This window comes from Cupriavidus sp. L7L, assembly GCF_004353535.1.
Taxonomy (GTDB): domain Bacteria; phylum Pseudomonadota; class Gammaproteobacteria; order Burkholderiales; family Burkholderiaceae; genus Cupriavidus; species Cupriavidus oxalaticus_A.
In genome coordinates this window covers 67,988-76,964 of record NZ_SMNY01000005.1, presented here as the reverse complement: position 1 = coordinate 76,964, position 8,977 = coordinate 67,988, and the positions used below count along the sequence as shown (strand labels likewise).

6 protein-coding genes and 1 pseudogene are annotated in these 8,977 nt (G+C 59.7%); 5 read left to right on the top strand and 2 right to left on the bottom strand.

The window, feature by feature from the left end:
* Positions 1–181: pseudogene (locus tag E1J61_RS38155) on the bottom strand (IS630 family transposase); the annotation flags it as partial.
* Between the two features lie 45 nt (positions 182–226).
* On the opposite strand from E1J61_RS38155, the gene E1J61_RS05690 reads away from it, so the two are divergent.
* The 4 genes from E1J61_RS05690 (at position 227) to E1J61_RS05675 (ending at position 5,967) form a co-directional block, all read left to right on the top strand.
* Positions 227–3,226 carry a molybdopterin-dependent oxidoreductase gene (locus E1J61_RS05690; RefSeq protein WP_133093158.1) on the top strand — a complete coding sequence of 1,000 codons (3,000 nt, stop codon included), beginning with the start codon at positions 227–229 and terminating at the stop codon, positions 3,224–3,226.
* Positions 3,219–4,109 (top strand): 4Fe-4S dicluster domain-containing protein, encoded by an 891-nt coding sequence (locus E1J61_RS05685; RefSeq protein WP_133093157.1) that lies wholly within the window; start codon positions 3,219–3,221, stop codon positions 4,107–4,109. The genes E1J61_RS05690 and E1J61_RS05685 overlap by 8 nt, the downstream gene beginning before the upstream one ends.
* Before the next feature lie 187 nt (positions 4,110–4,296).
* A complete protein-coding gene (locus tag E1J61_RS05680) occupies positions 4,297–5,469 on the top strand; it encodes a porin (RefSeq protein ID WP_133093156.1) in 1,173 nt (390 codons plus the stop codon).
* 96 nt (positions 5,470–5,565) lie between these two features.
* Complete coding sequence (locus tag E1J61_RS05675; RefSeq protein ID WP_133093155.1) at positions 5,566–5,967, top strand: hypothetical protein; 402 nt, start codon at positions 5,566–5,568, stop codon at positions 5,965–5,967.
* A 306-nt stretch (positions 5,968–6,273) separates the two neighbouring features.
* Here E1J61_RS05675 and nhaA read toward each other — a convergent pair whose 3' ends face one another.
* The gene (gene nhaA, locus E1J61_RS05665) at positions 6,274–7,683 is read right to left on the bottom strand and encodes a Na+/H+ antiporter NhaA (protein WP_133093154.1); all 1,410 of its coding nucleotides are present in this window, start codon (positions 7,681–7,683) and stop codon (positions 6,274–6,276) included.
* 484 nt (positions 7,684–8,167) lie between these two features.
* On the opposite strand from nhaA, the gene E1J61_RS05660 reads away from it, so the two are divergent.
* The gene (locus E1J61_RS05660; RefSeq protein ID WP_133093153.1) at positions 8,168–8,947 is read left to right on the top strand and encodes a slipin family protein; all 780 of its coding nucleotides are present in this window, start codon (positions 8,168–8,170) and stop codon (positions 8,945–8,947) included.
* The last annotated feature ends 30 nt before the right edge of the window (positions 8,948–8,977 follow it).

The following is an 8,977-nucleotide window of genomic DNA, read 5'->3' as shown; positions in this document are numbered from 1 at the left end:
AGATGAAACGCGAATCGCACCCCAGCCGCTCAATGATCGCGTCGCGCGATTCACCGTCTTCAAGCATCAGGATCAGCTTGGCCCGGCGCGCGTCGGCTGCCCGAATGGTTCGGCTGCGAGTCGCCGACAGCAATTGTTCACGCTCGAGCTCGGTCAGATTCATTTTTCCCATGCACCTGATCTAACCATAAATGGGGTGCTTTTTCAATGACGCACTGGACTAGCGATGAAAAGGATTGTCCTTCGAACCATCTTGTTCGCCTTGCCAAGGGTTCTGAACCTGACCGCGTGGAAGCACGCGGACTTCCGCCGGCGCCTGAAACAGAAGAACTGTACCGCCTTCATTGGGCTGCTCGACGGCAGCATTGGGATCACCGTCGAAATCAAGGGTGGGAAGGTGCGGTCGCGGAATGCGAAGAGCGCCGACGCCGACGCCAGCCTGCTGTTCAGGGACTTGCCGACGGCCCTGAAATTCCTGATGCCCAACCCGGATCAGGGCGATATTATCCATGCCGCGAAAAACTTCAAGGTCATCACGAAGGGGCCAGACCCTGTGGTGGTCTGGTTCATGCAAACGCTGAACCTCAGCCAGACGGTGGGCGTCGAGATGGGTACGCCAATGGCCGATGGCATGCGCCGCTTTGCCACCTGCACGAATGGCGGGCCGCTGTTCGTCTACGTAAAAGCGGGACGCATCGTACGCGTGACACCCATCGAGTTCGAAGCCGACGATGCGCAGGGCTGGGAGATCCAGGCGCGCGGGAGAACCTTTCGACCGCAGCGCCGCGCGCTGGTGGCGCCTCACGCCATGACGCTGAAGTCCGTCGTCTATTCGGACAAGCGCATTCTTCATCCGATGAAGCGCGTGGATTACGACCCCGATGGCGATCGCAATCCGCAGAACCGAGGGAAATCGGATTACGTGCGCATCTCCTGGGATGAGGCCCTGGACATTGTGGCCAAAGAGATCAACCGGCAGAAACGCGTCCACGGTCCCGGTGCCATCACGTTTCCGATGTCGTCCCACCATCAGTGGGGCAACGTCGGCTATTACCTCAGCGCCTTGACGCGCTTCGCCAATCTGATCGGTTTCACCCGGGTCGCCGCCAATCCCGACAGTTGGGAGGGCTGGTACTGGGGGGCGATGCATCATTTTGGCAATTCCATGCGGATCGGCGTCCCGGCGGGCTATGGCGGAATCGAGGATTGCCTCAAGGAAGCAGACTTGATTGTGTTCTGGTCCTCCGATCCCGAAAGCACCAATGGTGCCTATGCCGGTTTCGAAGGCACGCAACGGCGCCTGTGGGCCAAGGAACTCGGCATCGAGTTCATACACATCGACCCGCACAACAATCCGACGGCTCAATTGCTCGGCGGCCGTTGGATTCCGATTCGGCCGCAAACCGACGCCGCGCTGGCAACTGCAATCATGTACGTATGGGCAGTCGAAGGCCTGTACGACAAAGATTACGTCGCGGCCCGCACGACGGGCTTCGAAGAGTGGAAGGCCTATCTACTCGGGCAAACCGACGGCATCCCAAAGACGCCGGAGTGGCAAGAAGCCGAAACGGGAGTGCCCGCCCGGGACGTGCGCGCACTCGCGCGAAAGTGGGGCAACAGGAAGGTCTATCTGGCGGCCGGCATGACGGGCACGGGGTTCGGCGGCGCAGGCCGCGGCGCGACCGGCCAACAGTGGGCACGCTGCATGATCATGATGATGGCGATGCAGGGCTGGGGCAAGCCGGGGGTCAATTTCGGATGCCTTCAGCTCGGCACGCCAGTGGACCTCCATTTCTACTTCCCGGGATACGCGGATGGCGGGATTTCCGGTGACCTGATGTGGACCGGCAATGCCGTCAGCAACTATCAGCGGATGCCGCACATCCTGACGATGAACCCCGTCAAGCAAATGGTTTCGCGGCAACAGCTTCCCGACGCGATCATCAACGGACACGCCAGTGGCTATCTCTGGGACGGCATTTCGCAGGAGGCGCAATTCGCGCCGTTCACCTATCCGATGCCGGGCTATTCGCCGATTCACATGATCTACCGGTATGGAGGCTCGGCATTCAGCACCGTCACCAAGTCCGGACGATGGATCGATGCCTATCGTCACCCCAGCATTGAGTTTGTCGTCAATCAGTCGATCTGGATGGAGGGCGAAGCCCAGTTCGCGGACATCATTCTTCCGGCCTGCAGCTCGCTGGAGCGCTGGGACATTGGCGAATGGTCGAATTCGGGGGGATACGCGCATCATGGGATTGCCGGCGTCAATCATCGTGTCGTAACGCTGCAGCACAAGTGCATTGAGCCACTCGGTGAGTCGCGTTCCGACTACGACATATTCACCGCAATTCTGGAGCGGCTGGGTCTCGGCGCCTTGTTTACCGAGGGCGGCTCGGAACTTGACTGGGTCAAGCGCGTTTTCGATGGCTCCGATCTGGCGAACCACGTTTCGTGGAAAGAATTCTGCCGCAAGGGTTACTACGTTGTCCCGCCTGAACGGCCGGATTTCCGCCAGCCGGTGGATATGCGGTGGTTCGCGGAGGGCCGCCAGAAGGACGTCCCCGAGCCGCACCCGCTGCCAAGCCAATTTGCGGAGGAGTTCGGCAAGGGCGTGCAAACGCCCAGTGGCAAGATTGAGTTCGTTCCCGTAATCCTCAAGCGCCACACGGCAGACAATCCCGATCGGCCCGCGCTCAATCGCTACATCCGCTCGTGGGAAGGTCTTGGGACCACCACGCTGGTGGGCAAGTATCCGATACAAATGATCGCCACGCACTCGCGCTATAGCTTCCACACGTCGAGCGATGGCAAGAACAGCGCAGTGAACCACGTGCGAGACCACCGTGCCGATATCGCAGGCCATGACTTCTGGCTGCTGCGCATCAATCCCGTCGATGCGAATGAACGCGGGATCGCGCACCGCGACCTGGTCAAGGTCTATAACGACCGCGGCGCGGTGATCTGTGCGGCAGATATCTCGCCGTTGATGGTTCCCGGCGTGGTGAAGTCGCATGAGGCCAGTGCCGAATTCCAGATGGTGGAAATCGGAGGCGAAACCGTCGAAATCGGTGGCTGCATGAACATTCTTACGCCGGACCGGCCTCAGACGCGGGGTACCAGCTCCATGAGCCCCAATTCATGTCTGGTGCAGATTGAAAGATGGCATGGTGCCGAGGAATTCAAGCGCAGTCGCGCCGAGAAAGGTATCGCTCATGAGTAAGTGGAATCTCATCATCAACGTCGGCCGTTGCGAGAATTGCTACAACTGCGTTATTGCCGAGAGGGACGAGCACGTCGGAAACGACTTTCCCGGGTATTCGGCACCTGCGTCAGTGTCCGGCGAAAGCACAATCCGCATCCTGCGCCGCGTCGAGGGACAGGCACCAATGGTCGAAACGACCTACCTGCCGGTCATGTGCAACCACTGCGACAACGCGCCATGCATGAAGGTCGGTGGTGACGCGATCAGGAAGCGCAAGGACGGCATCGTCATCATCGACCCTATCAAAGCCAAGGGCCGCAAGGACATTGCCCGTTCCTGCCCTTACAAGGCCATTGTCTGGAACGAGGAGCTCCAGGTCCCTCAGACCTGGATTTTCGATGCCCATCTGCTGGACAGCGGCTGGCAGCGCCCGCGCTGCCAGCAAGCATGCCCAACCGATGTTTTCGAGGCGGTGAAGCTTGACGACAACGCCATGGCACAGAAGGCACTCACTGAGGGATTGAAAGTACTGCTGCCTAAGCTGGGCGCGAGGCCGCGAGTCTATTACCGCGGGCTGGAGCGCTGGGAAGCGTGCTTCATCGGCGGCAGCGTCAGCGTTGAGGTATCTGGCAAGGTCGATTGCGTTGCGGGCGCCCAAGTGTCGCTTTATCAGGAAGACAAGAAGATTGCCGTTACAGAAAGCGACGATTTTGGCGACTTCCGTTTTGGCGGCCTGCCTGGAAAAAGCGGCGCCTATCGCGTTGAAATCCATCACAGCGCGGGAAAGGCGCACAGGGACTGCGAACTCCTCGAAAGCGTTTATCTCGGCGGAATCATGCTCGTCCCTACTCATCGCGCCCCCACTGAATGCGTCACGCAGAAGAGCGGACACCACGGCTGATATAGACGCGCCCGTCACGGAAGCAGCGGGAGTGGGTGAATGCCTGGGCACAACAGCGACGAAGCGCGCCCAGCAGTCGCCTTCGTGCGTTTCGATGGTATGTGGCTGACCGCTGTGGCGGGCCTCGCCAGCTCTCTTTCCACGTGCCTTCCTTACCACCGCTACGACAACGAGGAGACATAGCAGCATGAAAGAGCGCCTTCTTACCTGTGCAGCCGTCGGATTTTTTTCCGGCGCAGCCTACGCACAGTCCAGTGTTACGCTGTACGGAGTCGTTGACACTAATCTCGAATACGTCAATAGAGTTGGATCCGTTCCATTACCCACCAATCTCTATAATCCCGGGGCAGGGCACAGCGTCACCCGAGTGAATAGCGGTGGTGTTGCGGGATCCCGCTGGGGCTTGCGTGGAGAGGAGGACCTTGGTGCGGGCATGAAGTCGCTATTCGTACTGGAAAGCGGCATTCAGGCCGATACAGGGGCCTTGGAATTGAACAACACACTGTTTGACCGACAGGCGTTCGTTGGTTTGCGCAGCGACAAGTTTGGCCAACTGACGTTCGGGCGGCAGTACACCTCACTCTTTCTTGGGCTGGCCAATTTCATGCCTGCGGCCTACTCGGTTCAGTATGAGCCGATCGGTGTGATAGCCGGTGCGAATTTCCGCGAGAACAATACCATCCAGTACGCCGCTGCAGTCGGGCCGGTAACCGCCATTGCGCATTGGTCCTTTGGTGTGGGCATTACTTTGCCGCCTACCAGTCCATTCGCTCAGCAAGTCATGGTCGGAGGCAATGGCGAGGTGCCGGGGCGGGCCAGAACTGATACCGGGTATGGTGCAGCACTGATCTATACGCCCGGCGCATTCGGCTTTACCATCGACTACGATCAGTACAACCCGTCGATCGCACAAGGCAGCGGTACCAATCGGCGGGTAGCGGTCGCCGCGAGCTATACGTTCGATGGCAAGGCCAAGGTCATGGGTGGGTATCGTTGGGGACAAAACAAGGATCAGAATAGCCTGACAGTCCTGCGCGATGACTATTACTGGTTAGGGGCGAATTATCAATTGACTCCAGCCGTGGAGCTGACGGTTGAGTATGATTACCAGAATGTCCGGAATCTGTACGGAAACGCTACGGTGGCGAACCCCTGGCAACTGCTCTTCATGGCGAAATATAGTCTGAGTAAGAGGACAGATTTGTATGTGTCCACTGCCTATACGCGGAACGCCGGATTGATGCTCGAATCGGCGGCGTCTGGCTATGGCGCGAGCCTTTTACTCAATAATACTTACGCGCCTGCGAACGGGCAGACGTCCATGATCGGCGTCGCCGCAGGTGTTCGCCATATCTTTTAATACCGCTCAGCAGTAGAGGCCGGCGATTCCGGCCACCGACTACAACGCCCATCCGTGTCTCAATCGATTCTTTTGCTGCAGCGGAAGACCAAACTGATGCAGCGCGTCAACGAGGCCTACAACAAGAACAACCTGCTGCAGCTGTTGGAGCTACAACTGGAGCTGGAACACATCGACCAGCATTCGATCAACGGCATCAGCGAAGATCGGCTGAAGCACTACAACAAGATCCTCAAGGAGCAAGTTCGCGAACTGGATCAGGAGATCCAGCATGTCGAGACCGCGTTCCGGCACAGCTATGGAATCGATCCGTTCGAGTCTCTATCCCCCAACACGGTCCTACGCAATCTTGCCGCAGAGATGACCAATCTCCGACACAACATCCGCGCCCTTCAGGACGATCTGATTGCGTTCAAAGACATCAAGAAGCTGAAGCTCGGGCTGAAATCCTTCAAGCTCGAACCGCGAGTGCCGGACTTCGATCTCATACCTTTCTAGCGGCGCCTTTACCACCTCGCGGTTGGGGCCAACACTTGTTGCGCAGTAGCCTGCCTCGGCACCCTCAACGTCCGTTCCTACGCAGCGAGAACGGCTGATTTCCTATACAAATCAGTGGGTTGACGGAGATGTGGCGGATACTTCACGAATAGCGGTCAACCCTCGGATTTGACTGACGCCGCGCTGCAGGCCGACCGGCCGAGCGCGACGCGGCGCGGGCCGAGACCGCGGGCGCGCGGGAGGAGGTGGCCGCGATCTCGGCACAGCTGGTCGAGGCGCGCGCGAGTTCATCAGCATTTGCTCTTTTCAGTTTGTGGAACTGGCAGCAGACGCACCGGCGCTATCCTCGGGGACCAATTTCAAGCGTCTTGCGTAGAAGAAACCCCAAGTCAGCCCAATGGTGGCAGCCATCGCGGATGCCAGGAGCACACCAAGCTTGGCGGCGCCAAGGAGGTTTGCCTCCTCAAAGGCAAGCGTGGCGATGAAGATAGACATCGTGAAACCAATGCCGGCCAGCAGGCCAACCAACCATACACCGCGCCACGTCACGTTGGGCGGCAATTGGCACCAGCCCAAGCGCACCGCCAGCCAGCTGACCGACACGATGCCGAGAGGCTTGCCTGCGACCAGAGCAACAACAACGCCAAGCATCGCGCCTAGTGAGCCGCCATTCGTGAGATCGACGCCATCAACGCTCACCCCCGCATTTGCCAGGGCAAAGAGCGGCATAACAATGTAGGCAACCCAGGGGTGAAGCGCTATCTGCACGCGCGTCACGGGCGGCAGCAGCTCCCGCTGTGCCTGACGGAGTTGCTTAAGCGGTGCCGCGACATGTTCCGGCTGCGGTGCTGGGGCGGTCGCGCGTGCGCGCAGCTCGTTGAGCGCACGCATGGCCATATCCAGCGGCCACTCTCGGGTGCGACCGGGCAGTACCGGCGTCATCATGCCGAGCACCACGCCAGCGAGCGTCGGGTGGGCGCCGGTTTTCAGCATTCCCAGCCACAGAACGGCACCAGGTATAACGTACGCGTAGGCAGTCCCGACGCCAATCCATTGCAGTCCCAGAACCATCAGAATCCCTGCGCCAGCAACGATAAGCCCACCATAGTCCAGCCCGCCCGAGAAGGCGACCGCGATGATCAGGACGGCGACAATGTCGTCGATAATCGCAAGCGCGAGCAGGAACACCCGGACGTTGCCGGGAATGGACTTGCCAAGTATCGCGAGCACGCCGACGGCAAAGGCAATGTCGGTGGCAGTCGGCACCGCCCAACCCTGGCGCTGGGGCATCTCTGCATTCATCGCGAGATAGATCAACGCGGGAACAAGCACGCCACCGAGCGCCGCTGCCATTGGCAGGGCCGAAAGTCGCACGTTCGCCAGCGCCCCCTCATGGATCTCGCGCCGAATTTCCATTCCCACGACGAGGAAGAAGATCGTCATGAGTGCGTCGTTGATCCAGAAATGCAGGGGCTGCGACACGATGAGGCTGCCCACGCCGAACGAGATCGGCGTGTGCCACAGAGCGTGGTAACTATCGCCGGCTGATGAATTCGCCCAGAGCAGCGCGATCCCGGCAGCGGCCAGCAGGACAATGCCGCTGACGGCTTCGATATGGAGAAAGTGCTCGAGCGCCGAGAAGGCCTTTTCAGCCAAGACCTGCGCGCGAGGCAACGGCTGCTGTGGTGGGGGAGGTGGAGGTGGGAGTCGGTCCACGGTCGTAGCGAATCAGCGTTGGCGGCCCGACCAACGCATCGACCTGTCTCACTGCGACGCCGCAGTGCTGACACCCTGCGGCGATTGTACAGAGAGATTCAAGTGGGATACAAGCGCTTATACTGCCTAGTCAGCGAGCGCCCCAAGGCTGAAGAGCTCGTCCGCAAAGCCACTCCCGAATGACGGGGTCGGCCCTGCGGGCATTGGCCGGACACTGGGACCAAGCGACCCCAACGCGCGCCTGCGGCCGACAGCTTTGTGCAACGAGCGCCGGCGGCACTGAAAAACTAAAAAACCCCGGCTTGCGTTCCCAAGGCATGGGCCGCCTGCTTCAGGTGCAACTTCGGCAGTACCGTCCACGTGCATACTTTGCCCTGCCGAACAGACGTTGGGTGTCGCATCGCCTACACTGAAAGTGTTGCCACATTGGCGTGGGTCCTGCCATTAGCGTGTAATAGGAACAGTCAACAAGGGAGCCCAGATCATGGTGTCCGAGATCGCGGCCGCCGGCGTCTTTTTCCTGGTCGCGGTGGTCATCATCTCCGCCTTCCGCGTCTTGCGCGAGTACGAGCGCGGTGTCGTATTTATGCTGGGGCGCTTCTGGAAGGCCAAGGGGCCGGGTCTTGTGCTGGTTCTGCCGGCAATCCAGCAGATGGTGCGGGTCGACCTTCGGACGGTGGTGATGGACGTGCCGGCGCAGGATCTGATTTCGCATGACAACGTCTCGGTAAAGGTTAATGCCGTGGTGTACTTTCGCGTGGTGGATCCCGAGCGTGCCATCATCCAAGTTGCGAACTTCCGCGAAGCCACAAGCCAGCTTGCGCAGACCACTCTCCGATCGATATTGGGCAAGCATGAGCTTGATGAGATGCTGGCCGAGCGAGAAAGGCTCAATCTCGACCTTCAGGCTGTACTTGATCTCCAGACCGATGCCTGGGGTATCAAGATCTCAAGCGTGGAGATCAAGCGCGTTGATCTCGATGAATCCATGGTGCGTGCCATTGCCCGACAAGCCGAAGCCGAGCGCGAGCGGCGAGCGAAGGTCATTCACGCGGAAGGCGAGATGCAAGCCTCGCTCAAGCTGCTGGCGGCATCGCAGATACTAGCAAAGGAGCCGGCCGCGATGCAGCTGCGGCTCATGCAGACCCTGACGCAGATCGCGGGCGACCGGGAGTCCACCATCGTCTTCCCGCTTCCGATCGACGTTCTCAACGGCCCGTCACCTGAGCGGGTGGAGCAGGCCGCAAGCAGGAAGGGAACATAGAATCTGAAGATCAAGTCCCGCAGTTCGGGA